Origin of the sequence: Streptomyces cyaneus, from assembly GCF_004028635.1 — a bacterium.
GTDB classification, from domain to species: Bacteria; Actinomycetota; Actinomycetes; order Streptomycetales; family Streptomycetaceae; genus Streptomyces; species Streptomyces cyaneus.
In genome coordinates this window covers 583,561-607,498 of the sequence record NZ_RQJW01000007.1, presented here as the reverse complement: position 1 = coordinate 607,498, position 23,938 = coordinate 583,561, and the positions used below count along the sequence as shown (strand labels likewise).

Genomic DNA, 23,938 nt, shown 5'->3' with positions numbered 1-23,938 from the left:
GCGCGTCGTAGCGGCAAGTCGCACCGGCAAGTCGTCCTGCTGGCCCGTCGGAGACACCTACACCCGTCAGGCCAGCGGATGCGCCGCCAGCAGATCCCCCAGCGCCTCCTCGTGCGCCGCCGCCGGGCCGAGCGCCAGCTCCAGGTGCTTGGCCCAGGCGTGGTACCGGTGCAGCGGATAGTCGACGTCCGCGCCGAAGCCCCCGTGCAGATGCTGGGCGGTCTGCACGATCCGCCGTACGCCCTCCGATGCCCAGATCTTGGCCACGGCCACGTCTCCGGAGGCGGGCAGCGCCCCCGACGCCCCTGAGGCGATCCGCCAGGCGGCCTGCCACAGCGCGGCTTCCATCGCGCGCAGGTCGATGTAGCGGTCGGCGGACTGCACGGCGACCGCCTGGAACGTGGCGATCGGATGCCCGAACTGCTCCCGCTTGCTCGCGTACTGCGAGGTCATCCCCAGCACCCGCTCACCCAGCCCGAGCGCCAGCGCACACGTCCCGGTGGCGAGCAGCTCCCGCAGCCACTCCCACGCCCCCTCGGCGTCGATGACGTCCCGCACCGCGAGCCGCACCGACTCCAGCCGCAGCTCCCCCAGCCGCTCCCCGCTGGTCGAGAACTGCTCGCCGAGTGAGACACCCTCCGCGTCGCGCGGCACCAGCGCGAGGACGGTCCGGTCGGCGGCCGTACGGGCCGGCACGACCACGAGATCGGCGTCGTACGCCCAAGGCACCGCGGTCTGCACCCCGTCCAGGACCCACCCCGAACCGTCCTGCCGAGCGGTCACCGCGAGCTCGGCCGGGTCGTGGCCGGTGCGGCCGTGCGCCGCGACCGTCAGCACCACCTCGCCGCGCCCGGCACGGGCGAGCAGCTCGGCCTTCAGCTCCGGGCCGCCGTACGCCTGGACCGCCGCCGTCGCCGCGCTGCTCTCCAGCAGCGGCACCCGGGCCAGTACCTTCGCCGACTCGCGCAGCACCAGGCACAGCGCGATGGCGTCGAGGCCCGCCCCGCCGTACTCCTCGGCGAGCAGCAGACTCAGCAGGTCCGCGTCCGCGAGGCGGCCCCACAGCGGGCGGTCGAAGTCGTCGGCGACGGCGCCCGGCGTGAGCGCGGGAGAGGGCACCGCGTCCGGCGCGACCCCGGCGAACACTCCGCGCGCCGCCTCGGCCGCCGCCTGCTGCTCCTCGGTGAAGGTGAAGTCCACGGTCCCTGCCCTTCCACACGCATCGACACATACGGCGATCTGACGGAGCGTCAAGATAGAACAGGTTCTAGAAGAAGGGAATGCTCCTCGTGGGGTCCCTCGTGAGGGTCTCGTGGGACCCCGGTCGTGAGGGTCTCGTAGACCCCGGTGCGATCGTGTAGGACCCCCGTAAGGTGTGGACGGCGGCGGCCCGACAGGGGCTGTGCCCGACGGGTGGGCCTGAGTACCGTTCCCGTGCGAGCGCTGAGGGAAGACGGACCGGAACCGGAATCGGGGAACGAAACGGCATGGCAGACGCGTACGACGCAGGCTCGGCCGCCCGGCACGGGCCGGAGGAGGAGCCGCAGGACGCCCCGGCCGTCATCGTGCCCGTCGTCGTGTCATCGCCCACCCCTGCCACCCCGGCCACCCCTCCCGCCTCGCCGTCCCCCGAACCCCGTACCGGCGTGGCCGCCCTCTCCCTGCGGTACCAGATCGGCGCCGCCCTCGCCCTCGCGGTCGTCGCGATCGCCGTCTGTGTCCACATAGGCATGGTCTTCCTGCACGTCGCGCCGCCGAACACGGTCACCAAGCAGCACGGCAAGGCCATCGACGACTGGATATACCCGGAGTTCGAGCAGAACTGGAAGCTGTTCGCCCCCAACCCGTTGCAGCAGAACATCGCGGTGCAGGTCCGGGCCCAGGTCGGCACGGCCGACGGCGGCACGCGTACCACCGGCTGGTACGACCTGTCGGCCCAGGACGGCCGGGCCATCGACGGCAATCTGCTGCCCAGCCACACCCAACAGAACGAGCTGCGCCGGGCCTGGGACTTCTTCGTCGCCACGCACGACGCCCAGAACCGTCCCGTGGGCCTGCGCGGCGCCCTGTCCGAGACGTATCTGCGGCGCATAGTGCAGCTGCGCCTCGACCGCGCGAACGCGGCCGGTGACGGCGGCGTCGTCGAACGCGTCCAGGTCCGCTCCCGCACCACCAATGTGCGCCCGCCGAAGTGGAGCGACGAGCAGGTCTCGGACAAGCCGACCTACCGCGTGCTGCCGTGGTGGTGGGTGCCGGAAGAGGGAGCCGGCAGCGCGGACGGGAACGATGCCGTCGGCGGGACCGCTGCCGCGGACGAGGCCGAGGGAGGTGCCCGGTGAACCGCTTCGCCCTCGCGATCTCCTCGGGCATCGCCCGCGTCACCGAGTCCGCCCTCGGCCCGTACCAGACGGCCGTGATCCGTATCGGCTTCACCGCGACCTGGCTGCTGTTCCTGCTGCGCGAGTTCCCCCACCGCCAGGAGCTGTACGGTCCCGACGGCCCCTGGGACCTCGATCTCGCCCAGCAGCTGATCGGGACGAACGGCTCGTTCACCGCTCTGATGTGGTCGGGCAGCCGGTTCTGGTTCGAGTCCGTGTACGCCCTCGCCGTCCTGACCAGCGTGCTGCTGCTGCTCGGCTGGCGCACCCGGACGATGTCCGTGCTGTTCATGGTCGGCGTGCTCTCGCTGCAGAACCGCTCCATCTTCATGGGCGACGGCGGCGACAACGTCCTGCACCTGATGTGCCTCTACCTCGTGTTCACGCGCTGTGGCCAGGTCTGGTCGCTGGACGAGCGCCGGGCGCGGCTCGCGCGCGAGGCACACGCGCGTGGCGAGCGGATCGGGCCCGACCGGGTCGGCCCGGCCCTGTGGAGCGTGCTCGGCTTCGTGCTGGTCGCGGTGACCGCGGCGGGCCGTCTCGACGGCGACCTGACCGTGCCGGTGATCCTGTGGGGCATCTGGCTGGGGCAGGCCGTGTGGTGGATCGTGGGCCGCCGGGCCCGGACCGCCCAGCCCCGCATCCTGCTCGACGTGGTCGGCAACATCGTGCACAACGGCGCCCTGCTGGTGATCATGGCCGAGGCGTGCCTGATCTACGCGACCGCCGGCTGGTACAAGATCCAGGGCTCCCGCTGGCAGGACGGCACCGCCGTCTACTACCCGCTGCACCTCGACTACTTCTCCCCCTGGCCCGCCCTCGCCGACGTGCTGTCGTCCAGCGGCACGATGGTGATGCTCATCACCTACGGCACGGTCGTGGTGCAGGTCGCCTTCCCGTTCACGCTGTTCAACCGGCGGGTCAAGAACGTCCTCCTCGCCGCGATGATCACCGAGCACGCCGTGATCGCGATCGTCCTCGGCCTGCCGTTCTTCTCGCTGGCGATGATCGCGGCGGACGCGGTCTTCCTGCCGACGTCGTTCCTGCGCCGCCTGGGCGAGTGGGCGGCACGCGCGCGTGGACGGCTGTCGCGTCTGGTCCGGCGCGACGACGACCCTGCGGCCCGCCCCGAGCCGCGCACCCCGGAGAACCCCGAGCACGCGCACGTAGGCTCACAGGCATGAGCGACCCCGACCCCGACCCCGAGCCCGCGACCGGCCCCGACGCCGCGCGCGCCTGGCACCGCCTCGCCGGCACCTGCGTCCTGCTCGACGGCTTCCACGCCCTCAAGCACGCCGTGCGCTTCGGCGCCGAGGTCCCGGTGGCGGTGGCCGTCGACCGGGAAGCCGCGCTCGCCCTCGCCGAGGAGCTGGCGCCGGACGTACGGGATGCCCTGGACGCGCTCCTGACCGAGGTCCCGGAGTCGACGTACACGTCCCTCGTGCCGCGCCCGCATCCGACCGCCGTGGCCGCCTTGGCCGTACGACCGCCCCGAGCCGCCAATCTCGAGAAGCTGGCGCACACCCCGCGCACCGCCCCGGTCGTGGTCCTCGACAACCCCCGCAACCTCGGCAACGCGGGCGCCGTGATCCGCCTGGCCGCCGGTTTCGGCGCGACCGGCGTGGTCACCACCGGCACCCTGGACCCCTGGCATCCGACGGTCGTACGCGGCGGGGCGGGCCTGCACTTCGCGACCGCGGTGGAGCGGCTGGGCGTGGCCGAGCTGCCACCCGGCCCGCTCTTCGCGCTGGACCCGGAGGGCGACGACATCCGGGGCACCAAGCTCCCGGACGACGCCGTCCTCGCCTTCGGCTCCGAGCGCAGTGGGTTGTCCGCAGAACTACGCGCGCGTGCCGACCATTTGGTGTCCTTGCCGATGCGCCCCCAGGTCTCCAGCTACAACCTCGCGACGAGCGTGGCGATGACGCTGTACCACTGGAGTCTCACCGGGGGCGCTTTGCGGGCTTAGGCCTCCCGACGCACCTCGACAACCCGGAACCGGTTGGCCACGAACGCCCCATCACACAGCGCGGAGTTGGCCGCGGGGTTACCGCCGGACCCGTGGAAGTCGGAGAACGCGGCCGTCTGATTGACGTACACCCCGCCCGTGAGGTTCAGCGACAGCTGGGCCGCCTCCTCCAGGCAGGCCTCCTGCACGGCCTGCTCCACCTCCGCGTCGGTGGTGTACGCACCGACGGTCATCGCACCCTTCTCACGCACGGTCCGCCGCAGCAACTCCACCGCGTCCGAGGCCGAGTCGACAGCGACGGCGAACGAAACCGGCCCGAAGCACTCGCTCATGTAGGCCGCCTCGTCGTCCGCGCCCTCCCAATATTTCCGCGCGCCGTCCAGCTTGACGATCACCGGCGTACGGACCACCGCGTCCGGGAACTCCGGGTTGGCGATCTCCCGGGAGGCGAGGGCGACTTCGCCCAGCCCCGCCGCGGCCTCCAGGCGGGCCTTCACGTCGGGGTTGACGATCGCGCCGAGCAGCGCGTTCGCGCGGGCGTCGTCGCCGAGGAGGCCGTCGACCGAGCGGGCGAGGTCGGCGACGACCTCGTCGAAGGTCCTGGGGCCCTCGTCGGTGCGGATGCCGTCGCGGGGGATGAGCAGGTTCTGCGGGGTGGTGCACATCTGGCCGCTGTACAGGGAGAGGGAGAAGGCCAGGTTGGACAGCATCCCCTTGTAGTTGTCGGTGGAGTCGACGAGCACCGTGTTGACGCCGGCCTTCTCCGTGTAGACCTGCGCCTGGCGGGCGTTGGCCTCCAGCCAGTCGCCGAACACGGTCGAGCCCGTGTAGTCGATGATCCGGATCTCGGGGCGGGTGGCCAGGGTCTTGGCGATGCCCTCGCCGGGCCGCTCGGCGGCCAGCGCGACCAGGTTCGCGTCGAAGCCGGCCTCGGCGAGCACCTGCCGCGCGACCTGCACGGTCAGCGCGAGCGGCAGCACCGCGCGCGGGTGGGGCTTCACGAGGACCGCGTTGCCGGTGGCCAGGGACGCGAACAGACCCGGGTAGCCGTTCCAGGTCGGGAAGGTGTTGCAGCCGATGACCATCGCGATGCCACGCGGGACCGGCGTGAACTGCTTGTTCAGGGCGAGCGGGTCGCGCTTGCCCTGCGGCTTGGTCCACTCCGCCGTGTCGGGCGTGCGGACCTGCTCGACGTACGCGTACGCCACCGCCTCCAGGCCGCGGTCCTGCGCGTGCGGTCCGCCCGCCTGGAAGGCCATCATGAAGGCCTGGCCGGAGGTGTGCATGACCGCGTGCGCGAACTCGTGCGTCCGGTCGCTGATCCGCTTGAGGATCTCCACGCAGACCACCGCGCGCATCTCCGCGCCCGCGTCCCGCCACTGACGCATGCCGGACCTCATGGCCGGCAGCAGCTCGTCGATGTTCGCGTGCGGGTACTCGACGCCCAGCTCGATGCCGTACGGGGAGACCTCGCCGCCCACCCAGTCGTCCGTGCCTGCCTGGCCGAGGTCGAGGCGGTTGCCCAGCAGTGCGTCGAAGGCTGCCTTGCCCGCCGCCGCGTCCAGGCTGCCGTTCTCGCCGTAGGCCTTGGGGTGCTCCGGGTGCGGGGACCAGTACGCGCGTGTGCGGATCGCCTCCAGCGCCTGGTCGAGGGTGGGCCGGTGCTTGGCGATCAGCTCGTGGGCGGTCAGTTCGGCGGCCATGCGGGACCAACTCCTCGTTTCCAGAGCTCTCCGTTGAGCTCATGACCTGGGCACAAACATGGGCAGGAACAGGCAGTCAGAGTTAGAGTAACCGAACGATCGGTCGGTTCAAGGGGGTCCGCCGCATCTGTGGAAAACCCCGTGCGGGAGGATCGCGCACATGACAGCACTCGACCTCAGCAGCCCCGTGGCCGTCGTCGGCACCGGCACCATGGGCCAGGGCATCGCCCAGGTCGCGTTGGTGGCGGGCCATCCCGTACGGCTGTACGACGCCGCTCCCGGGCGCGCCCAGGCCGCGGCCGACGCGATCGGTGCCCGCCTCGACCGGCTCGTCGCGAAGGACCGCCTCACCGGCGCCGACCGCGACGCGGCCCGAGACCGGCTGCTGCCCGCCGAGTCGCTCGCCGACCTCGCGGACTGCGCCCTGGTCGTCGAGGCCGTCCTGGAGCGCCTCGACGTCAAACAGGAGCTGTTCCGGGAGCTGGAGGGCATCGTCGACGAGGACTGCCTGCTCGCCACGAACACCTCGTCCCTGTCGGTGACGGCGATCGGTGGCGCCCTGCGCAATCCCGGGCGCTTCGTCGGCCTGCACTTCTTCAACCCCGCGCCGCTTCTGCCGCTCGTCGAGGTCGTCTCCGGGTTCGCCAGCGACGTCACGTCGGCCACGCGCGCGTACGAGACGGCACGGGCCTGGGGCAAGACGCCGGTCGCCTGCGCCGACACCCCCGGCTTCATCGTCAACCGGATCGCCCGGCCCTTCTACGCGGAGGCCTTCGCCGTCTACGAGGCACAAGGCGCGGACCCGGCCACCATCGACGCCGTTCTGCGCGAGTGCGGCGGCTTCAAGATGGGCGCGTTCGAGCTCACCGACCTCATCGGTCAGGACGTCAACGAGTCCGTCACGCACTCCGTGTGGCAGTCCTTCTTCCAGGACGTGCGCTTCACGCCCTCGCTCGCCCAGCGGCGCCTGGTCGAGTCCGGTCGGCTCGGCCGCAAGAGCGGGCGCGGCTGGTACGACTATGCCGACGAGGCCGGGGCCGCCGAGCGCGACGAGCCGCACACCGCGGAGCAGGCCCAGCAGCCCGCCCACGTCGTCGCCGAGGGCGACCTGGGCCCGGCCTCCGAGCTGCTCGCGTTGATCCGCGAGGCGGGCATCCCGGTGCGCGAGGAGGACGAGGACCACGGCACCCGCCTGGTGCTGCCGAGCGGCGGTCAGCTCGCGCTCGCCGACGGCCAGACGTCGGTGGAGTTCCGGGACGTCGTTTACTTCGACCTCGCCCTCGACTACCGCCGGGCCACCCGGATCGCCCTGTCCGCCTCCCAGGACACCTCGCCGCAGACCCTCGCCGAGGCCATCGGCCTCTTCCAGGCGCTCGGCAAGGACGTCAGCGTCATCGGCGACGTCCCCGGCATGATCGTCGCCCGCACGGTCGCCCGGATCGTCGACCTGGCGCACGACGCCGTCGCCAAGGGCGTGGCCACCGAGGAGGACATCGACACCGCGATGCGCCTGGGCGTCAACTACCCGCTCGGGCCCTTCGAGTGGAGCCGCAGGCTCGGCCGCAACTGGGCGTACGCCCTCCTGGACGACCTGCACCTGCGCGACCCCTCGGGGCGCTACGCGCCGTCCCTCGCGCTGTACCGGCACGCGTACGCGTCCGACAAGCGCGAGGGCAGCACCTCATGACCCGGGAGGGCGGCACCTCATGACCACGGCCAAGCGCGACACGTACACGCCGGAGACACTGCTCTCCGTCGCCGTGCAGGTCTTCAACGAGCGCGGCTACGACGGCACCTCCATGGAGCACCTCTCCAAGGCGGCCGGCATCTCCAAGTCGTCGATCTACCACCACGTCACGGGCAAGGAGGAGCTGCTGCGCCGCGCCGTCAGTCGGGCGCTCGACGGGCTCTTCGGGATCCTCGACGAGGAGCACGCGCGCGTGGGACACGCCGCCGACCGGCTGGAGTACGTCGTCCGGCGCATGGTCGAGGTGCTCATAGGCGACCTGCCCTATGTGACGCTGCTGCTGCGCGTGCGCGGCAACACCGACACCGAGCGGTGGGCCCTGGACCGGCGCCGCGACTTCGACCACCAGGTCGCAGAGCTGCTCAAGGCGGCCGCCGCCGACGGGGAGGTGCGCGCCGATGTGGAGGTGCGGCTGGCGACGCGGCTCGTCTTCGGGATGATCAACTCGATCGTGGAGTGGTACCGGCCGGACGGCCGCGGCATGAACGAGCGCGAGGTCGCCGACACGGTGGTGCGGCTGGTCTTCGGGGGGCTGCGGAAGGCGGGCTGACAGCACTTCCCCGACCTTCCTGTGGCAACCGCTCACGGCAGCGGTCTGAGTACGCGCGCGTTCCCGGGGTGAGTGCGTCGGCGGATGTCCCCGGGCGGATCCGGCTGGTGAGCTGTGCCGCATGACGCAGAACGACGTGCGGCCCCGCGACGCCGACCCGACGTGGTGGAAGGCGCCTCTCGTGGCCACGGTGCCCGGGCTGCCGCTCCTCGTGTGGGAATTCGTGTCGGGCGCTGAGGGCGCCCTCGGAGTCCTCGGGGGCGCCGTCTACTGGGCGGCCGGCCTGCTCGCGCTCGCCTGGGCGCTGCCGAACCGCCGGTCCGCGCGGACGCTGCGCGTGACGGCGGCCTGGGCCGGGCTCTTCTGCGCGATGTTTCCGGTGCTGTTCCTGGTGGCGATGGCCATGGTGTGGACCTCGGGCTGACGACAGGGGCGGACGGTCAGCCCTGCGGCTCCAGGTCTTCCTCCTCGAACACCAGCAGCGTGCGCGAGCTGAGCACCTCGGGGATCGCCTGGAGCCGGGTGAGGACCAGCTCGCGCAGCGCCCTGTTGTCGGAGGTGTGGACCAGCAGCAGTACATCGAAATCGCCCCCGACGAGGGCGATGTGAGAGGCACCGGGCAGCTGTCTGAGCTGCTCGCGCACCGTGCGCCAGGAGTTCTGGACGATCTTCAGGGTGATGTAGGCCGAAGTGCCCTGGCCTGCGCGTTCGTGGTTGACGCGGGCGCCGAAACCACGGATGACGCCGTCCTCGATGAGGCGGTTGATACGCGCGTAGGCGTTGGCGCGCGAGACATGGACCCGCTCGGCGACGGAGCGTATCGACGCGCGGCCGTCCGCCTGGAGCATCTGGAGGATGTCCTGATCGATGGCGTCGAGCGGGCGCGGGGGTGGCAGGGGGGTGCCGCTGTCCGGGCTCTCGGCCATTTGTTCAGGCGTCATGTCCCCCCACCTTCCTGCTGTGGACGTACTGCGTTCATTGGAGGCTGTGGAGAACCGTTTGTCCACAGCCTGAGGGCGCCTGTAGCCAAAATGTGCCGACGACCGAACAATCGGTAGGTGAGGCGCATCACAAGAGCTGCGCCTCCCCGTAGCCGCTCCCACGAGGAGGTGCCGTCATGACGGTCATGGAGCAGCGAGGCGCGTATCGGCCATCGCCGCCGCCCGCCTGGCAGCCCCGCATGGACCCCGCGCCGCTGCTGCCCGACGCGGAGCCGTACCGCGTCCTCGGCACAGAGGCCGCCGCGAAGGCCGATCCGGGCCTGCTGCGCCGGCTCTACGCCGAGCTGGTGCGGGGCCGTCGGTACAACGCGCAGGCGACCGCGCTCACGAAGCAGGGTCGCCTCGCCGTGTACCCGTCCACCACCGGCCAGGAGGCCTGCGAGGTCGCCGCCGCGCTGGCTCTTCAGGACCGCGACTGGCTGTTCCCCAGCTACCGCGACACCCTCGCCGCCGTGGCCCGCGGCCTGGACCCCGTCCAGGCGCTGACCCTGCTGCGCGGCGACTGGCACACCGGCTACGACCCGCGCGAGCACCGCGTGGCCCCCCTGTGCACCCCGCTCGCCACCCAGCTCCCGCACGCCGTCGGCCTCGCGCACGCCGCCCGCCTCAAGGGCGACGACGTGGTCGCGCTCGCCATGGTCGGCGACGGCGGCTCCAGCGAGGGCGACTTCCACGAGGCGCTGAACTTCGCCGCCGTATGGCAGGCGCCGGTAGTCTTCCTCGTCCAGAACAACGGCTTCGCGATCTCCGTCCCGCTCGCCAAGCAGACCGCGGCCCCGTCGCTGGCCCACAAGGCCGTCGGCTACGGCATGCCCGGCCGCCTGGTCGACGGCAACGACGCGGCCGCCGTGCACGAGGTGCTGAGCGACGCCGTACGGCACGCGCGCGCGGGCGGCGGTCCCACGCTGATCGAGGCGATCACCTACCGCATCGACGCCCACACCAACGCCGACGACGCGACCCGCTATCGCGGCGACTCCGAGGTGGAGACCTGGCGCGGGCACGACCCGATCGCGCTCCTGGAGCACGAGCTGACCGAGCGGGGCCTCCTCGACGAGGCCGGCAAGCAGGCCGCGCGGGACGCCGCCGAGGCGATGGCCGCCGACCTGCGCGAGCGCATGAACCAGGACCCGGTGCTCGACCCGATGGACCTGTTCGCCCACGTGTACGCCGAGCCCACCCCGCAACTGCGCGAACAGCAGGCCCAGCTGCGCGCCGAGCTCGACGCCGAGTCGGAAGGGTCGCACCGATGACCACCGTCGCCGTCAAGCCGGCCACCATGGCGCAGGCCCTCACACGCGCGATGCGCGACGCCATGGCCGAAGACCCCGCCGTGCACGTCATGGGCGAGGACGTCGGCACCCTCGGCGGTGTCTTCCGGGTCACCGACGGGCTCGCCAAGGAGTTCGGCGAGGACCGCTGCACGGACACCCCGCTGGCCGAGGCGGGAATTCTGGGCACGGCGGTGGGCATGGCCATGTACGGCCTGCGCCCCGTCGTGGAGATGCAGTTCGACGCGTTCGCCTACCCGGCGTTCGAGCAGCTGATCAGCCACGTCTCCCGGATGCGCAACCGCACGCGCGGCGCGATGCCGCTGCCGATCACCATCCGCGTCCCCTACGGCGGCGGCATCGGCGGCGTCGAGCACCACAGCGACTCCTCCGAGGCGTACTACATGGCGACTCCGGGGCTCCATGTCGTCACGCCCGCGACCGTCGCCGACGCCTACGGGCTGCTGCGCGCCGCCATCGCCTCCGACGACCCGGTCGTCTTCCTGGAACCCAAGCGCCTGTACTGGTCGAAGGACTCCTGGAACCCGGAGCATCCGACGGACGTTGAACCGATTGGCCGCGCGGTGGTGCGGCGCTCGGGCCGGAGCGCCACGCTCATCACGTACGGACCGTCCGTGCCCGTCTGCCTCGAAGCCGCCGAGGCGGCGCGGGAGGAGGGGTGGGACCTGGAAGTCGTCGACCTGCGCTCGCTGGTGCCGTTCGACGACGAGACGGTCTCCGCCTCGGTACGGCGGACCGGGCGAGCGGTCGTCGTGCACGAGTCGGGCGGGTTCGGCGGCCCGGGAGGGGAGATCGCGGCCCGGATCACGGAGCGCTGCTTCCACCACCTGGAGGCGCCGGTGCTGCGCGTGGCCGGGTTCGACATCCCCTACCCGCCGCCGATGCTGGAGCGTCACCACCTGCCCGGCGTGGACCGGATCCTGGACGCCGTGGGGCGTCTGCAGTGGGAGGCCGAGAGCTGATGGCACAGGTGCTCGAATTCAAGCTCCCCGACCTCGGGGAGGGGCTCACCGAGGCGGAGATCGTCCGCTGGCTGGTGGAGGTCGGTGACGTCGTCGCCGTCGACCAGCCGGTCGTCGAGGTCGAGACGGCCAAGGCGATGGTCGACATCCCCTGCCCCTACGCCGGCGTGGTCACGGCCCGCTTCGGCGAGGAGGGCACGGAGCTGCCCGTCGGGGCGCCGCTGCTGACCGTGGCGGTAGGGGCACCTGCCTCCGGTGGCGAGACCGAGGGCTCCGGGAACGTGCTGGTGGGATACGGCACCTCCGAGGCACCGGCACGGCGCAGGCGCGTACGGCCGGCCGCGCCGACGACACCGGCGGGGCAGCCGTCGGGCGTGGCGGCGAACGGTGCCGCCGCGCGCGAGGGCACGGCGACCGTCGAGCACGCCCCCACCCCGGGCGTCGCGCGCCCCGTCGGCACAGCGGCGGGGCACGGCCCCGTCAGCCACGGCCCCGTCGGCCACGGCCCTGACGTGGCAACGGCCGACGAGGAGGCCCGCAGTGAGGGCCCCGTACCCGTGATCTCCCCGCTCGTCCGCCGCCTCGCCCGCGAGCACGGCCTCGACCTGAGGGAGCTGCACGGCTCCGGACCGGACGGGCTGATTCTGCGGGCCGACGTGGAGTACGCGCTGCGGGCCGCCGAGGCGCACGGGCGGACGGCCCAGCCGCACCCGCGCGTGACGCCGACGACCCCGGCCCCCTCCGCCGAGGTCCCGCGCACGCAGGCCCCCGTCCGCTCCTCCGCCCCCCTCGGCGGCATCCGCACGCCCCTCAAGGGCATCCGCGGCGCCGTCGCCGACAAGCTCTCCCGCAGCCGGCGGGAGATCCCGGACGCGACCTGCTGGGTGGACGCCGACGCCACGGAGCTCATGCGGGCACGGACCGCGATGAACGCCACCGGTGGGCCGAAGATCTCCCTCCTCGCCCTGCTGGCCCGCATCTGCACCGCGGCCCTCGCCCGGTTCCCCGAGCTCAACTCCACGGTCGACATGGAGGCCAGGGAGATCGTCCAGCTCGACCATGTGCACCTCGGATTCGCCGCGCAGACCGAGCGGGGCCTCGTCGTCCCGGTCGTACGGGAAGCGCACGCGCGCGACGCCGAGTCGCTGACCGCGGAGTTCGCCCGGCTGACCGAGGCGGCCCGCACGGGCACCCTCACGCCCGCGGAACTCACCGGCGGCACCTTCACGTTGAACAACTACGGCGTGTTCGGCGTCGACGGCTCCACACCGATCCTCAACCACCCCGAGGCCGCGATGCTCGGCGTCGGCCGCATCATCCCCAAGCCCTGGGTGCACGAGGGCGAGCTGGCGGTGCGGCAGGTCGTGGAGCTCTCGCTCACCTTCGACCACCGGGTCTGCGACGGCGGCACGGCAGGGGGCTTCCTGCGGTATGTGGCGGACTGCGTGGAACAGCCGGCGGTGCTGCTGCGCACGCTGTGACGGAACACCCCGCGGGTCGGCTGCTTCCCCTGCGTTCCCTGTGATCGTGGAGGCACGCATACTCGGGGGGTGACCGCGTACGAACCGCCGGGCGCGCAAGGCGCCGCCGACGCCCCGCACGAGTCCGGGCAGGACGTCGCATACGACGTCGTCGTGCTCGCAGGCGGTGCCGCGCGGCGGCTCGGCGGCGCGGACAAGCCCGCAGTGCGCGTCGGCGGGCGGGCGCTGCTCGACCGGGTGCTCGCCGCCTGCGCCGACGCGCGGTCCACCGTCGTCGTCGCCGACCCCCGCCCGACCGCGCGGCCGGTCACCTGGGCGCGCGAGGACCCGCCCGGCGGCGGGCCGGTCGCCGCCCTCGACGCCGGGCTGCGACACACCACGGCGGAGCGGGTCGTCGTCCTCTCCGCCGACCTGCCGTTCCTCGACGACGGCACGGTACGGCGGCTGCTGGCCGCCCTGCACACCAGCGGCGCCGACGGCGCGCTGCTCACCGACGCCGACGGCCGCGACCAGCCGCTCGTCGCCGCGTACCGCGCGTCCGCGCTGCGCCGCGAACTGCAGGCGCTCGCCCGAGGGCACGACGGCCTCACCGGCCTCCCCCTGCGCCGGCTGACCGGCGCGCTCGGCCTCACCCGCGTCCCCGACCCCGTCGCGGCCTTCGACTGCGACACCTGGGACGACATCGCCACCGCCAGGGCACGCATCAGGGAGCATGGGCACGTGTTGGATGAATGGATTTCCGCAGTCAAGGACGAGCTCGGCATCGAGCTCGACGTCGACACCAAGGTCCTGCTCGATCTCGCCCGCGACGCCGCCCACGGCGTGGCGCGGCCCGCGGCCCCGCTGACCACGTTCCTCGTCGGGTACGCGGCAGCGCGGGCAAGGGGAGGCGAGGGAGGACCCGAAGCCGTCGCCGAGGCGTCCCGCAAGGCCGCCGCCCTCGCCCTGCGCTGGGCGGAAGAGGCCGCCGCCAAGTCCGACGCGGCCCCCGACGCCACGCCCGACAGCCGCCCGGACGCCGGATGACCGCCCGCGGCATTCAGGCGGACGAGGACGCCGAGGACCTCGACGTCGAGGAGGTGCTCGCCCTAGTGAAGGAACCCCACGGCCCCCACGCCCCCGGCGACCACGTGCCCGCACCCGGCCCGCACGCCCCGGGCTCCGACAAGCCGGACCGCCACCACAGGGCCACCCCCTGGCGTGAAGCCCGCGAGACCGCAGCCCGCGCCGCGCGTGCCATCGCCCGGTCCGCCGGCCGCGCTCCCGTCTCCGTCCCCCTCGACGCCGCCCTCGGCCTCACCCTGGCCGCCCCCCTCACCGCCCTCACCGACCTGCCCTCCTTCGACACCTCGGCGATGGACGGCTGGGCGGTCGCGGGCCCCGGCCCCTGGGACGTAAGGGACGAGGGGGTCCTGGCCGGGCATGCCGAGCCCGAGCCGCTCACCGACGGAGAGGCCGTCCGGATCGCGACCGGCGCCCGGATCCCGCCGGACACCACCGCCGTCCTGCGCAGCGAGCACGGCCGCACGGACGCCAAGGACCGCCTGCACGCCACCCGGGAGATCCAGCCCGGCCAGGACATCCGCCCACGCGGCCAGGAATGCCGTAACGGCGACCAACTGCTCGCCGTCGGCACCCTCGTGACCCCGGCCGTGCTCGGCCTGGCATCCGCCGCCGGATACGACACCCTCACCGCCGTCCCCCGCCCCCGCGTCGAAGTCCTCGTCCTCGGCGACGAGTTGCTCACCCAAGGGCTCCCGCACGACGGGCTGATCCGCGACGCCCTCGGCCCGATGCTGCCGCCCTGGCTGCGCGCACTCGGCGCCGAGGTCACCTCCGTGCGCCGGCTCGGCGATGACGCCAAGGCCCTGCACAAGGCCCTCACCCGCTCCGACGCCGACCTCATCGTCACCACCGGCGGCACCGCGGCCGGCCCCGTCGACCACGTCCACCCCACGCTGCAGCGCATCGGCGCCGAACTCCTGGTCAACGGCGTCAAGGTGCGGCCCGGCCACCCCATGCTGCTGGCCCGCACCAAGGAGAACCAGCACCTCGTCGGCCTGCCCGGCAATCCGCTCGCCGCCGTCTCCGGCCTGCTCACCCTCGCCGAACCCCTGCTGCGTACCCTCGCCGCCCACCCGGCCCCGGAGCCGTACACGCTGCCCCTGAAGGAGGCGGCGCACGGCCACCCGTACGACACCCGGCTCATCCCCGTCGTGCTGCGCGGCGACCACGCCGTGCCGTTGCACTACCACGGGCCGGCCATGCTGCGGGGCATGGCGGCGGCCGATGCCGTCGCCGTCGTACCACCGGGCGGGGTCCGCGCGGGTCAGGAGACCGAACTGCTCGACCTGCCCTGGGCGAGTGCCGGCATCGAGGTGTGTTTCACGTGAAACTTCCGGGCCAGGACGCGATCGCCCGTCGGGCGGACGAGAGGGCCGCGACCTATCGGGTGAAGCTTCCGAAGAAGATCGTGGAGCATCCGTTCCGCCAGGTCGCCAAGCGGGTCGTTCTGGCCCTGGCGCTGCTCGTGGCGACGGCCTTGATCGTCTACGCCGACCACGAGGGCTACAACGACAACTCCGACGGTTCCGTCGACCTCCTCGACGCCTTCTACTACGCGACCGTCAGCCTCTCCACCACCGGATACGGCGACATCACGCCCGTCAGTGACGTCGCCCGGCTCACCAACATCTTCGTCATCACACCCATGCGGGTGCTGTTCCTGATCATCCTGGTCGGCACCACGCTCGAGGTCCTCACGGAACGGACCCGGGAGGAATGGCGTCTGACCCGCTGGAGGTCCACCTTGCGCGACCACACCGTCGTCGTCGGCTTCGGAACGAAGGGGCGTTCGGCGATCCAGACCGTCTGCGCGACGGGACTGAGGAAAGACCAGGTCATCGTGGTCGACCCGAGTTCCAAGGTGATCGATGCGGCGGTCGCGGACGGGTACGCCGGGGTCACCGGGGACGCCACGCGCAGCGAGGTCCTGAAGCGGGCCGAGGTGCACAAGGCGCGGAAGATCATCATCGCGACCCAGCGCGACGACACCGCCGTCCTGGTGACGCTGACGGCCCGGCAGCTCAACCGCGGCGCGAAGATCGTCGCCGCGGTGCGCGAGGAGGAGAACGCGCCGCTGCTGAAGCAGTCCGGCGCCGACGCGGTCATCACCAGCGCCAGCGCGGCCGGCCGGCTGCTCGGCCTCTCCGTGCTCAGCCCCGCCGCCGGGATGGTCCTGGAGGACCTGATCCAGCAGGGCAGCGGGCTCGACATAGTCGAACGGCCGGTCATAAAGGCCGAGGTGGGCAAGAGCCCGCGGCAGACCGACGACCTGGTGGTGAGCGTCGTACGCGGGCACCGGGTGCTCGGATACGACGATCCGACCGTCGGCACACTGGAGTTGACGGACCGGCTCATCACCATCGTGCGGGCGACGCCGGGCAGCCAGGTCGCACCCGACGACCGGCGTCTGCCCCCGGAGATGAAACCCATCTGACCTCCCCGGGGATGAAGTCCGCCCGACGCCCCCCGGGGATGAAGTCCGTCTGGCGTCCCCGGGGATGAGATCCGTCTGGCGTCCCCCGAGACGAAGACCTTCTGACGCCCGGCCCGGCTACTTGCGGTTGTACAGCCGCATCGTGATCGGCCCGAACACCAGCACGGACAGACCCGCCCAGCCCAGCGACCAGGCGATCTCGTCGGCCGGCCAGTCGCCCGCCATCAACTCGCGGACGGCGGAGGACAGATGGGTGATCGGGCTGTTGTTCACGAACGCCTGGAGCCAGCCCGGCATGGTCTTCGGGTCGACGAAGATGTTCGACAGGAAGGTCAGCGGGAACAGCACCATCATGCTGACGCCCATCACCGACTTCTCGCTGCGCAGCAGCAGCCCGAACATCGTCCAGACCCACGAGAACGCGAACGAGAAGACGACCAGCAGGGCGACCCCGGTGACGACGCCGGCCACCCCGCCGTCCGGGCGGTAGCCGATGATCATGCCGACGGTGAGCATCACGACGGACGCGATCGTGTAGCGCAGGGCGTCGCCCAGCAGATAGCCCACCATCGTCGACGGCCGCCAGATGGGCAGCGAGCGGAATCGGTCGAAGACGCCCTTCTCGATGTCGGTGTTCACCGAGACGCCCGTGTACATCGTGATCATCACGACCGACATCACCAGGATGCCCGGCAGCAGGAACTGGATGTACTCCTTCGGGGACCCGGCAAGAGCGCCCCCGAACAGGTACGTGTACATCAGCACCATCATGATCGGGAACGCGGTGACGTCGAAGAGCTGCTCCGGCACGTGCTTGATCTTCAGGATCGCCCGCCAGCCGAAGGTCATCGAGGCCGACCAGGCGCTGGGCCGCGGCGGCCGCTCCCCGGAGACGAGCAGCGCGGCGAGCGACTCGGCGCTGACGGGGGCGAGTTCCTTGCTCTCGGTCTGCGTCGCGGTGCTCATGCCGCCACCTCGTCCTTGTCGTCCTTGCCGGCGTGGTCGCGGGCATCGTGGGCGTCGTGCGTGTCGTGTCCGGTGAGGGCGAGGAACACCTCGTCCAGGCTGGGCTGGCCCAGCGAGAAGTTGTCGACGGTGATGCCGGTGCGGGCCAGCTCGGCGAGCGCGCGGGCGGCCTTTTCCGCCGCGCCCTGTCCGTTGGCCGCCCCGGAGCCGACGCGCGCGGTCAGCGCCACGGGGTCGGACTCCAGTTGAACGTCCGCGTCCAGGGTCGTCCGCAGCACGCGCTCGGCCTCCGGCCGCTGTGTGGCCTCGCGCAGCCGCAGATGGACGGAACCGGCCCCCACGGACGCCTTCAGCTCGCCCTTCGTCCCCTCGGCGATGACCTTGCCGCGGTCGATGACGGCGATCCGGGACGCCAACTGGTCGGCCTCGTCGAGGTACTGAGTGGTCAGCAGCACGGTGGTGCCCTGGGCGACGACCGCGCGCACGATGTCCCACACCTGGTTGCGGCTGCGCGGATCGAGGCCGGTCGTCGGCTCGTCCAGGAAGAGCAGGTCGGGGGTGTTGAGGATGGACGCGGCGATGTCGATGCGGCGCCGCATGCCGCCGGAGTAGTTCTTGACCTGCTTGCCGGCCGCGTCCGTCAGCCCGAAGGCCTCCAGGAGCTGCGCGGCACGCTGCCGCGCGGCGGGCTTGCCGTGGCCGAGGAGCCGGCCCAGCAGGACCAGGTTCTCGGTGCCGGTGAGGTCCTCGTCCACGGAGGCGTACTGGCCGGTGAGACTCACCCGGCCGCGCACCTCGTCGGCCTCACGCACGACGTCGTGGCCGAAGACGTGGGCCTCGCCGCCGTCAGGTCGTAGGAGGGTGGCGAGCATCTTCACCGTGGTCGTCTTGCCGGCGCCGTTCGGGCCGAGGACGCCGTAGACCATGCCGGCCGGAACCGCGAGGTCCACGCCGTCGACGGCCCGTGTCTCACCGAACGTCTTCACCAGGCCCGCCGTCTCGATCGCGAGACCGGACGTCGTCTGCGTGCTCATGCTTCGGTCCTTCCGAGTGGTCCTTCCGCGTTCTCGGGCTGCGCGGTTCTTTGCCTGCGCGGTTCTCGGGCCGCGCGGTTCTTGGGCTGCGCATGGGGAGACTTTTACGGTCGCGCGAACTCATCGGTGGGGCCACAAAATTTTTCGACCGGACCCGCGCGAGGACCGAGGGACAGGGGTTCGAGGGCCGGGGCCCGAGGAGTAGCGTCCGTGGCATGCATGCGATCACGATTCCCGAACCTGGTGGGCCCGAGGCGCTGGTGTGGGACGAGGTCCCCGATCCCGTGCCCGGTGAGGGCGAGGTGCTGGTCGAGGTGGTGGCCGGGGCCGTCAACCGCGCCGACATCCTGCAACGCCAGGGCTTCTACAACCCCCCGCCCGGCGCCTCCCCCTACCCCGGCCTGGAGTGCTCCGGCCGGATCGCAGCGCTTGGCTCCGGCGTCTCCGGCTGGGCCGTCGGCGACGAGGTGTGCGCGCTGCTCTCCGGCGGCGGCTACGCCGAGAAGGTCGCCGTGCCGGCCGGCCAACTGCTGCCCGTACCCAAGGGTGTGAGCCTGACGCGGGCCGCCGCCCTGCCCGAGGTGGTATGCACGGTCTGGTCCAACGTCTTCATGATCGCCCACCTGCGCCCCGGCGAGACCCTGCTCGTGCACGGCGGCTCCAGCGGCATCGGCACCATGGCCATCCAGCTCGCCAAGGCCGTCGGCGCCAAGGTCGCCGTCACGGCGGGCACCCGGGAGAAGCTGGACCGGTGCGCCGAGCTGGGCGCCGACATCCTGATCAACTACCGCGAGCAGGACTTCGTCGACGAGGTCAAGCAGGCCACCGACGGCGCCGGAGCCGACGTCATCCTCGACAACATGGGCGCCAAGTACCTCGACCGCAACGTCCAGAGCCTCGCCGTCAACGGCCGCCTCGCCATCATCGGCATGCAGGGCGGCGTCAAGGGCGAGCTCAACATCGGTGCGCTGCTGGGCAAGCGCGGCGCCATCAGCGCGACCTCGCTGCGCGCCCGTCCGCTCGGCGAGAAGGCGGCGATCGTCGCGGCCGTACGCGAGCACGTGTGGCCCCTGCTGGACGCCGGCCATGTACGCCCGGTCGTCGACCGCGAGATCCCGATGAAGGACGCGGCCGAGGCCCACCGGGTGGTGGAGGACAGCGGGCACGTCGGGAAGGTGCTCCTCGTCGCGCCGTAGGGCTGTCGTCCGACGCGTGGAGGGCACGTCCTAGCCGCGCCGCAGCCGGAGACCGACGAAGGCGAGGCCCAGACCGAGCCCGATGAGCACCAGCCCGCTGCCGAGGGGCAGGATCTGCAGCATGGGTTCGGCGGAGCCCCCGGCCTGCGGGACGGGCTGCCGTACGGGCCGGTTCGACGGGGCGGAGGGGACCGTGGAAGCGTCCCGGGCGGAGTCACCGGCGCCGTCCGGGCTCTCGGCCACGCCCCCACCGTCGTCCTCACCTTCACCCTCACCCTCGTCCTCCGGCAACGCCGAGCCCTCGCCCTCCTCGTCGCCCACGCCACCGTCCGGCTCCTCCTCCGCGGCCTCCTCGTCCGCCGCTTCCTCGTCCTCCAACGGCCCCTTCTCCCGCCCCGGCCGCTGCCGCCCCTCACCAGCCCGGCTCCCGGCCCGGGAGGGCTTGTCGGAGGGGGCGGGAGGGGAGGCGGCGGGCGCGTGGGCGGGCGAGGTGGCCGACGCCCGGGATTCCCGGTACTCCCTGGACTTCTGGGACTCCCCGGACTCCCCCGACTTTCCCGACTCCCCGAGCTTCGTGGACGGAGCGGAGGGGCCGGAGGAGGCGGAGGGTGCCTCGGACGGAGCTTCAGCGGCGGAGGATGGCCGGGACTCGGTTGAGGAGCTGGAGGAAGGACCGGAGTCAGTCACAGGTTCGGAATCAGTCACAGGTGAGGAGGCGGAGGGGGACGCGGCCGCGCGGGGGGAGGCGGAGGACCCCGAACCCGTAGATCCGGTAGATCCGGAGGAATCCCCGGATGCGGCAGCACGAGGCGGACCCTCAAGGCCGTACGACACCCCACTCCCGCACAACCCCACGACCAGCCCCGCCACCAGCACGACCACCGTCCCCGCAGCCCGCAGCACCCGCAGGCCCCACAACGCCCCCGACCATGTACCCGGGACGCACCCGGCACCCGGGACGAACTCGGCGGCAGAAGTCGGCATCGGCCAGGGCAAGGCGCGCGGGCCGCCGAAAGCAGCACACGTCCGGCCCCGCCACCCCCGCGTCATCCCCAGCCATGAAGTCACGGAACAAGCCTCACAGCACCCCACGCACCCGGCATTTCGGACTCCGCCACCCGACCGAATCCGGCGCACAATCCGGTTATGTCGATACGACACGGGCTGCTGGCGCTCCTGGAACCCGGCCCCCGCTACGGCTCCCGGCTGCGCACCGAGTTCGAGGCGCGTACGGGCGGGACCTGGCCGCTGAACATCGGCCAGGTCTATACGACCCTCGGCGGCTGGAGCGGGACGGCATGGTCGTCCAGGACGGCGTGGACGAGGCGGGGCGGGTGCTGTACGCGCTGACGGAGGCGGGCCGCGCCGAGCTGCGGGCCTGGTTCGCGCGGCCCGTGCAGCGGGCGAGCCCGCCGCGCGACGAGCTGGCGATCAAGCTGGTGATGGCGGTCGCGGCGCCCGACGTCGACGTACGGGAGGTCGTGCAGGAGCAGCGCAGGCATGTGGCCCAGGCCCTGCACGACTGCGTACGGCGGCGGGCCGAGGCGCTGGCGCGGGCGCACGAGCACCCCGAGGAGATGGCCCGGCTGCTCGTCCTGGAGCAGCTCGTGTTCCACGCCGAGGCGGAGAGTCGCTGGCTCGACCTCTGCGAGGCCCGCCTGCTGCGGCTCACCCCGGCCGGGAGCGCGTCGGACTGAGCGCGTCGGACTGAGCGCGTCGGACTGAGCGCGTCGGACTGAGCTCATCGGGCTGACGGAAAGTCCCGCATCGTAAATGGTGGATCTCTCCCCACGGGGGGCACCACGATGATGAGCTGTACGGGTGCGAGAGAATGGCGGCATGGAGATGCCGAGGAACGAAAGGCCGTCCGAGAACCCCCAGATCCTGGTCGTGGGCCAGGACGGGATGGCGCTCACCGGCGGCAACGGAGACGAGGACTCCCGCGAGATCCCGGTGACGGAGCAGGTCGAGCAGCCGGCGAAGGTCATGCGGATCGGCAGCATGATCAAGCAGCTGCTCGAAGAGGTGCGCGTGGCTCCGCTGGACGAGGCGAGCCGGGTCCGGCTGAAGGAGATCCACGCCAGTTCCGTGAAGGAGCTGGAGGACGGCCTGGCCCCGGAGCTCGTCGAGGAGCTGGAGCGGCTCTCCCTGCCGTTCACGGACGAGGCGACCCCCAGCGACGCGGAACTGCGCATCGCGCAGGCCCAGCTGGTCGGCTGGCTGGAGGGCCTCTTCCACGGCATCCAGACCACGCTCTTCGCCCAGCAGATGGCCGCGCGGGCCCAGCTGGAGCAGATGCGCCGCGCCCTCCCGCCGGGAGTCGGCGGCCACGAGGACGGTGATCCGCGCCAGGGGGGCCGCTCGGGTGGGCCGTACCTGTAAGACCCGTTACCTGGGCTAAGACCCGTTATTCAGGCGCATGGACCAGACATCTACGCAAAGGGCCCGGCAGCAAGCGCTGCCGGGCCTTTCAGATCTGATCTGATCTGATCTGATCAGATCGTGGGTGTGGAGGTCACTCCGGATTGCCCGTGGAGACCGTGAACTTCATCGTCGGCGGGTTCTCCGGGTCGATGTCCGTGCCCGCCTCGGGGGACTGCTTCAGCACCGTGCCTTCGCCGTACGTGTTCTCGTTCTTGGAGATCGTTTCGTACGTCCAGTCGGCGGCCTTGAGGCACTCGACGACCGAAGGCCAGTACTGGTACGAGAAGTCCGGCATCCGCACCTGTTCGGGGTCGAGGTACGACTCCCGAGGCTCGGTGCACGTGGTCGTCTCGACCGTCCTCGAGCTGTCGCCCGCCCGGTATCCCGCGGCCTTCGTGGCCGGCGCCGACGTACTCGTGCCGCCCCCGCCCGAGTTGTTCTCGGTGCCGCCGCCGGGCAGCGTCAGTGCCGCGATCAGGCCGCCCACCGCGACGATGGACACGACGATCGAGCCGATGATCACCGCCCGGTTGTTCTTGCCGCCGCCCGAAGTGGCCTGCGGCTGGGGCGAGATGGTGTACGGCGGCGGCGTCGGGTGGCCCGGCTGCGGGGAGTACGCCGCCGGCGGCGGTGTCTGGAAGCCGGGCTGCTGCTGCGGGTAGCCGTACGACGGCGCGGGCGTCGCGGGCGGCGGAGTGCCGTACGGGTTCGGCGCCGGCGCCGGCTGGTACGGCGTCTGGACCGGGCCCCCGGGCGGCGGGGTCTGGCCGACCGGCGGGAACACCGAGGCGCCGACGCCCTGGCCGCTCTGCGTCTGCGCGCCCGGCACGATGCTCGGCGGGGCCGCCTGGAAGGACGCGGCCACGCGCAGGCATTCGTCGCGCATGGACTCGGCGCTCGGGAAGCGCTCGTTCGGGTTCTTCTTCAGGGCGCGGGCGACCAGCGCGTCCACGGCAGGCGGCAGGGCGCGGTTGATCGAGGACGGAGCGACTGGCTCCTCCTGCACATGCGCGTACGCGATCGCCAGCGGCGAGTCCGCCTCGAACGGCAGTCGTCCGGTGACGAGTTGGAACAGCATGATGCCGACCGAGTAGAGGTCGGAGCGGGCGTCCACACCACGGCCCAGCGCCTGCTCGGGCGAGAGGTACTGCGGTGTGCCGACCACCATGCCGGTCTGTGTCATCGACGTCACACCGGACTGCATGGCGCGCGCGATGCCGAAGTCCATGACCTTGACGACGCCGCGCTTGTTCATCATCACGTTGCCCGGCTTGATGTCCCGGTGGACCAGCCCCATCTCGTGGCTGATCTCCAGCGCCGCGAGCACGTCCGCGGTGATCTTCAGCGCCTTGTCGGCGGGCACCGCGCCGAACTGCCGTACGTCCTCGTCGAAGACCGAGCTGAGCGGCCTGCCCTCGATGTACTCCATGACGATGTACGGCGTCGTCATGCCGTCGACATCGTCCTCGCCGGTGTCGAAGACGGAGACGATGTTGGTGTGCGTGAGCTTGGCCACGGCCTGGGCCTCACGGCGGAACCGCTCGCGGAACGCCTGCTCGCGGCCGAGTTCGGTGTGCAGGGTCTTGACCGCTACCTGCCGGTCGAGCACGGCGTCGTAGGCGAGATGCACCGAGGCCATGCCGCCCTCGCCGAGCAAGTCGCGCAGCTGATAGCGGCCGCCGGCGAGCGCCCGCCCCGCGTACCGGCCCTGTGCGCCGTCCTGGCTCATGTGCTGC

At 72.0% G+C, this 23,938-nt stretch carries 21 protein-coding genes and 1 pseudogene; 15 read left to right on the top strand and 7 right to left on the bottom strand.

Annotated features, from left to right (window positions below; genetic code table 11):
- Positions 1-66: 66 nt before the first annotated feature.
- Positions 67-1,200, bottom strand: coding sequence for an acyl-CoA dehydrogenase family protein (locus tag EHO50_RS28220; protein WP_128433998.1), 1,134 nt, complete (start codon positions 1,198-1,200; stop codon positions 67-69).
- A gap of 287 nt (positions 1,201-1,487) precedes the next feature.
- On the opposite strand from EHO50_RS28220, the gene EHO50_RS28215 reads away from it, so the two are divergent.
- The 3 genes from EHO50_RS28215 to EHO50_RS28205 are packed head-to-tail and all read left to right on the top strand — an operon-like array spanning position 1,488 to position 4,347.
- Positions 1,488-2,339, top strand: coding sequence for a DUF5819 family protein (locus tag EHO50_RS28215; protein WP_246101488.1), 852 nt, complete (start codon positions 1,488-1,490; stop codon positions 2,337-2,339).
- A complete protein-coding gene (locus EHO50_RS28210) occupies positions 2,336-3,562 on the top strand; it encodes an HTTM domain-containing protein (RefSeq protein WP_128433997.1) in 1,227 nt (408 codons plus the stop codon). The genes EHO50_RS28215 and EHO50_RS28210 overlap by 4 nt, the downstream gene beginning before the upstream one ends.
- Positions 3,559-4,347 (top strand): TrmH family RNA methyltransferase, encoded by a 789-nt coding sequence (locus tag EHO50_RS28205; RefSeq protein ID WP_128433996.1) that lies wholly within the window; start codon positions 3,559-3,561, stop codon positions 4,345-4,347. Before EHO50_RS28210 ends, EHO50_RS28205 begins: the two co-directional genes overlap by 4 nt.
- Here the strand turns inward: EHO50_RS28205 and paaN are convergent.
- A complete protein-coding gene (paaN, locus tag EHO50_RS28200) occupies positions 4,344-6,050 on the bottom strand; it encodes a phenylacetic acid degradation protein PaaN (protein WP_128433995.1) in 1,707 nt (568 codons plus the stop codon). The two genes, EHO50_RS28205 and paaN, sit on opposite strands and share 4 nt — an antisense overlap.
- A gap of 160 nt (positions 6,051-6,210) precedes the next feature.
- On the opposite strand from paaN, the gene EHO50_RS28195 reads away from it, so the two are divergent.
- The 3 genes from EHO50_RS28195 to EHO50_RS28185 all read left to right on the top strand — a co-directional run bounded on the left by EHO50_RS28195 (position 6,211) and on the right by EHO50_RS28185 (position 8,771).
- The gene (locus EHO50_RS28195) at positions 6,211-7,737 is read left to right on the top strand and encodes a 3-hydroxyacyl-CoA dehydrogenase (RefSeq protein WP_128433994.1); all 1,527 of its coding nucleotides are present in this window, start codon (positions 6,211-6,213) and stop codon (positions 7,735-7,737) included.
- Between the two features lie 19 nt (positions 7,738-7,756).
- Positions 7,757-8,347, top strand: coding sequence for a TetR/AcrR family transcriptional regulator (locus EHO50_RS28190; RefSeq protein ID WP_128433993.1), 591 nt, complete (start codon positions 7,757-7,759; stop codon positions 8,345-8,347).
- 121 nt (positions 8,348-8,468) lie between these two features.
- Entirely contained in the window at positions 8,469-8,771 is a 303-nt protein-coding gene (locus EHO50_RS28185) for a hypothetical protein (RefSeq protein WP_128433992.1), read from the top strand.
- A gap of 16 nt (positions 8,772-8,787) precedes the next feature.
- Here EHO50_RS28185 and EHO50_RS28180 read toward each other — a convergent pair whose 3' ends face one another.
- Complete coding sequence (locus EHO50_RS28180; RefSeq protein WP_062713087.1) at positions 8,788-9,273, bottom strand: Lrp/AsnC family transcriptional regulator; 486 nt, start codon at positions 9,271-9,273, stop codon at positions 8,788-8,790.
- A 191-nt stretch (positions 9,274-9,464) separates the two neighbouring features.
- On the opposite strand from EHO50_RS28180, the gene pdhA reads away from it, so the two are divergent.
- The 6 genes from pdhA (at position 9,465) to EHO50_RS28150 (ending at position 16,582) form a co-directional block, all read left to right on the top strand.
- Positions 9,465-10,601, top strand: a complete 1,137-nt coding sequence (pdhA, locus tag EHO50_RS28175; protein WP_128433991.1) for a pyruvate dehydrogenase (acetyl-transferring) E1 component subunit alpha — start codon at positions 9,465-9,467, stop codon at positions 10,599-10,601.
- Positions 10,598-11,602 carry an alpha-ketoacid dehydrogenase subunit beta gene (locus EHO50_RS28170; RefSeq protein WP_128433990.1) on the top strand — a complete coding sequence of 335 codons (1,005 nt, stop codon included), beginning with the start codon at positions 10,598-10,600 and terminating at the stop codon, positions 11,600-11,602. The genes pdhA and EHO50_RS28170 overlap by 4 nt, the downstream gene beginning before the upstream one ends.
- Entirely contained in the window at positions 11,602-13,083 is a 1,482-nt protein-coding gene (locus EHO50_RS45685; RefSeq protein ID WP_128433989.1) for a dihydrolipoamide acetyltransferase family protein, read from the top strand. The genes EHO50_RS28170 and EHO50_RS45685 overlap by 1 nt, the downstream gene beginning before the upstream one ends.
- A gap of 69 nt (positions 13,084-13,152) precedes the next feature.
- Complete coding sequence (locus tag EHO50_RS28160; protein ID WP_128433988.1) at positions 13,153-14,109, top strand: NTP transferase domain-containing protein; 957 nt, start codon at positions 13,153-13,155, stop codon at positions 14,107-14,109.
- Positions 14,106-15,476 (top strand): molybdopterin molybdotransferase MoeA, encoded by a 1,371-nt coding sequence (locus EHO50_RS28155; RefSeq protein ID WP_128433987.1) that lies wholly within the window; start codon positions 14,106-14,108, stop codon positions 15,474-15,476. Before EHO50_RS28160 ends, EHO50_RS28155 begins: the two co-directional genes overlap by 4 nt.
- Positions 15,473-16,582: a potassium channel family protein gene (locus EHO50_RS28150; protein WP_128433986.1), complete on the top strand. Its 1,110-nt coding sequence runs from the start codon at positions 15,473-15,475 to the stop codon at positions 16,580-16,582. Before EHO50_RS28155 ends, EHO50_RS28150 begins: the two co-directional genes overlap by 4 nt.
- Positions 16,583-16,699: 117 nt before the next feature.
- Here the strand turns inward: EHO50_RS28150 and EHO50_RS28145 are convergent, their stop codons facing one another.
- Together EHO50_RS28145 and EHO50_RS28140 are read right to left on the bottom strand one after the other, a co-directional pair.
- Entirely contained in the window at positions 16,700-17,548 is an 849-nt protein-coding gene (locus EHO50_RS28145; RefSeq protein WP_128433985.1) for an ABC transporter permease, read from the bottom strand.
- Positions 17,545-18,582, bottom strand: a complete 1,038-nt coding sequence (locus EHO50_RS28140; protein ID WP_128433984.1) for an ATP-binding cassette domain-containing protein — start codon at positions 18,580-18,582, stop codon at positions 17,545-17,547. The genes EHO50_RS28145 and EHO50_RS28140 overlap by 4 nt, the downstream gene beginning before the upstream one ends.
- Before the next feature lie 215 nt (positions 18,583-18,797).
- Here EHO50_RS28140 and EHO50_RS28135 point away from each other — a divergent pair, with 215 nt between their 5' ends.
- Entirely contained in the window at positions 18,798-19,778 is a 981-nt protein-coding gene (locus tag EHO50_RS28135; RefSeq protein WP_128433983.1) for an NAD(P)H-quinone oxidoreductase, read from the top strand.
- A gap of 30 nt (positions 19,779-19,808) precedes the next feature.
- Here the strand turns inward: EHO50_RS28135 and EHO50_RS28130 are convergent, their stop codons facing one another.
- On the bottom strand, positions 19,809-20,156 hold the full coding sequence (locus EHO50_RS28130; protein ID WP_128433982.1) for a hypothetical protein: 348 nt from the start codon (positions 20,154-20,156) through the stop codon (positions 19,809-19,811).
- A 768-nt stretch (positions 20,157-20,924) separates the two neighbouring features.
- Here EHO50_RS28130 and EHO50_RS28125 point away from each other — a divergent pair.
- Together EHO50_RS28125 and EHO50_RS28120 are read left to right on the top strand one after the other, a co-directional pair.
- Positions 20,925-21,475, top strand: a pseudogene (locus EHO50_RS28125) (PadR family transcriptional regulator).
- Positions 21,476-21,617: 142 nt separating this feature from the next.
- Entirely contained in the window at positions 21,618-22,160 is a 543-nt protein-coding gene (locus tag EHO50_RS28120) for a bacterial proteasome activator family protein (protein ID WP_128433981.1), read from the top strand.
- Positions 22,161-22,293: 133 nt separating this feature from the next.
- On the opposite strand, the gene EHO50_RS28115 is transcribed toward EHO50_RS28120, so the two are convergent.
- The gene (locus tag EHO50_RS28115; RefSeq protein WP_128433980.1) at positions 22,294-23,931 is read right to left on the bottom strand and encodes a protein kinase domain-containing protein; all 1,638 of its coding nucleotides are present in this window, start codon (positions 23,929-23,931) and stop codon (positions 22,294-22,296) included.
- Positions 23,932-23,938 lie beyond the last annotated feature (7 nt).

Excerpts from the sequence above, each read along its gene's own strand:
- EHO50_RS28215 (WP_246101488.1), top strand. The coding sequence starts at position 1,488 with ATGGCAGACGCGTACGACGCAGGCTCGGCCGCCCGGCACGGGCCGGAG.
- EHO50_RS28205 (WP_128433996.1), top strand. The coding sequence starts at position 3,559 with ATGAGCGACCCCGACCCCGACCCCGAGCCCGCGACCGGCCCCGACGCC.
- paaN (WP_128433995.1), bottom strand. The coding sequence starts at position 6,050 with ATGGCCGCCGAACTGACCGCCCACGAGCTGATCGCCAAGCACCGGCCC.
- EHO50_RS28195 (WP_128433994.1), top strand. The coding sequence starts at position 6,211 with ATGACAGCACTCGACCTCAGCAGCCCCGTGGCCGTCGTCGGCACCGGC.
- EHO50_RS28190 (WP_128433993.1), top strand. The coding sequence starts at position 7,757 with ATGACCACGGCCAAGCGCGACACGTACACGCCGGAGACACTGCTCTCC.
- EHO50_RS28185 (WP_128433992.1), top strand. The coding sequence starts at position 8,469 with ATGACGCAGAACGACGTGCGGCCCCGCGACGCCGACCCGACGTGGTGG.
- EHO50_RS28180 (WP_062713087.1), bottom strand. The coding sequence starts at position 9,273 with ATGGCCGAGAGCCCGGACAGCGGCACCCCCCTGCCACCCCCGCGCCCG.
- pdhA (WP_128433991.1), top strand. The coding sequence starts at position 9,465 with ATGACGGTCATGGAGCAGCGAGGCGCGTATCGGCCATCGCCGCCGCCC.
- EHO50_RS28170 (WP_128433990.1), top strand. The coding sequence starts at position 10,598 with ATGACCACCGTCGCCGTCAAGCCGGCCACCATGGCGCAGGCCCTCACA.
- EHO50_RS45685 (WP_128433989.1), top strand. The coding sequence starts at position 11,602 with ATGGCACAGGTGCTCGAATTCAAGCTCCCCGACCTCGGGGAGGGGCTC.
- EHO50_RS28155 (WP_128433987.1), top strand. The coding sequence starts at position 14,106 with ATGACCGCCCGCGGCATTCAGGCGGACGAGGACGCCGAGGACCTCGAC.
- EHO50_RS28145 (WP_128433985.1), bottom strand. The coding sequence starts at position 17,548 with ATGAGCACCGCGACGCAGACCGAGAGCAAGGAACTCGCCCCCGTCAGC.
- EHO50_RS28140 (WP_128433984.1), bottom strand. The coding sequence starts at position 18,582 with ATGAGCACGCAGACGACGTCCGGTCTCGCGATCGAGACGGCGGGCCTG.
- EHO50_RS28135 (WP_128433983.1), top strand. The coding sequence starts at position 18,798 with ATGCATGCGATCACGATTCCCGAACCTGGTGGGCCCGAGGCGCTGGTG.
- EHO50_RS28120 (WP_128433981.1), top strand. The coding sequence starts at position 21,618 with ATGGAGATGCCGAGGAACGAAAGGCCGTCCGAGAACCCCCAGATCCTG.
- EHO50_RS28115 (WP_128433980.1), bottom strand. The coding sequence starts at position 23,931 with ATGAGCCAGGACGGCGCACAGGGCCGGTACGCGGGGCGGGCGCTCGCC.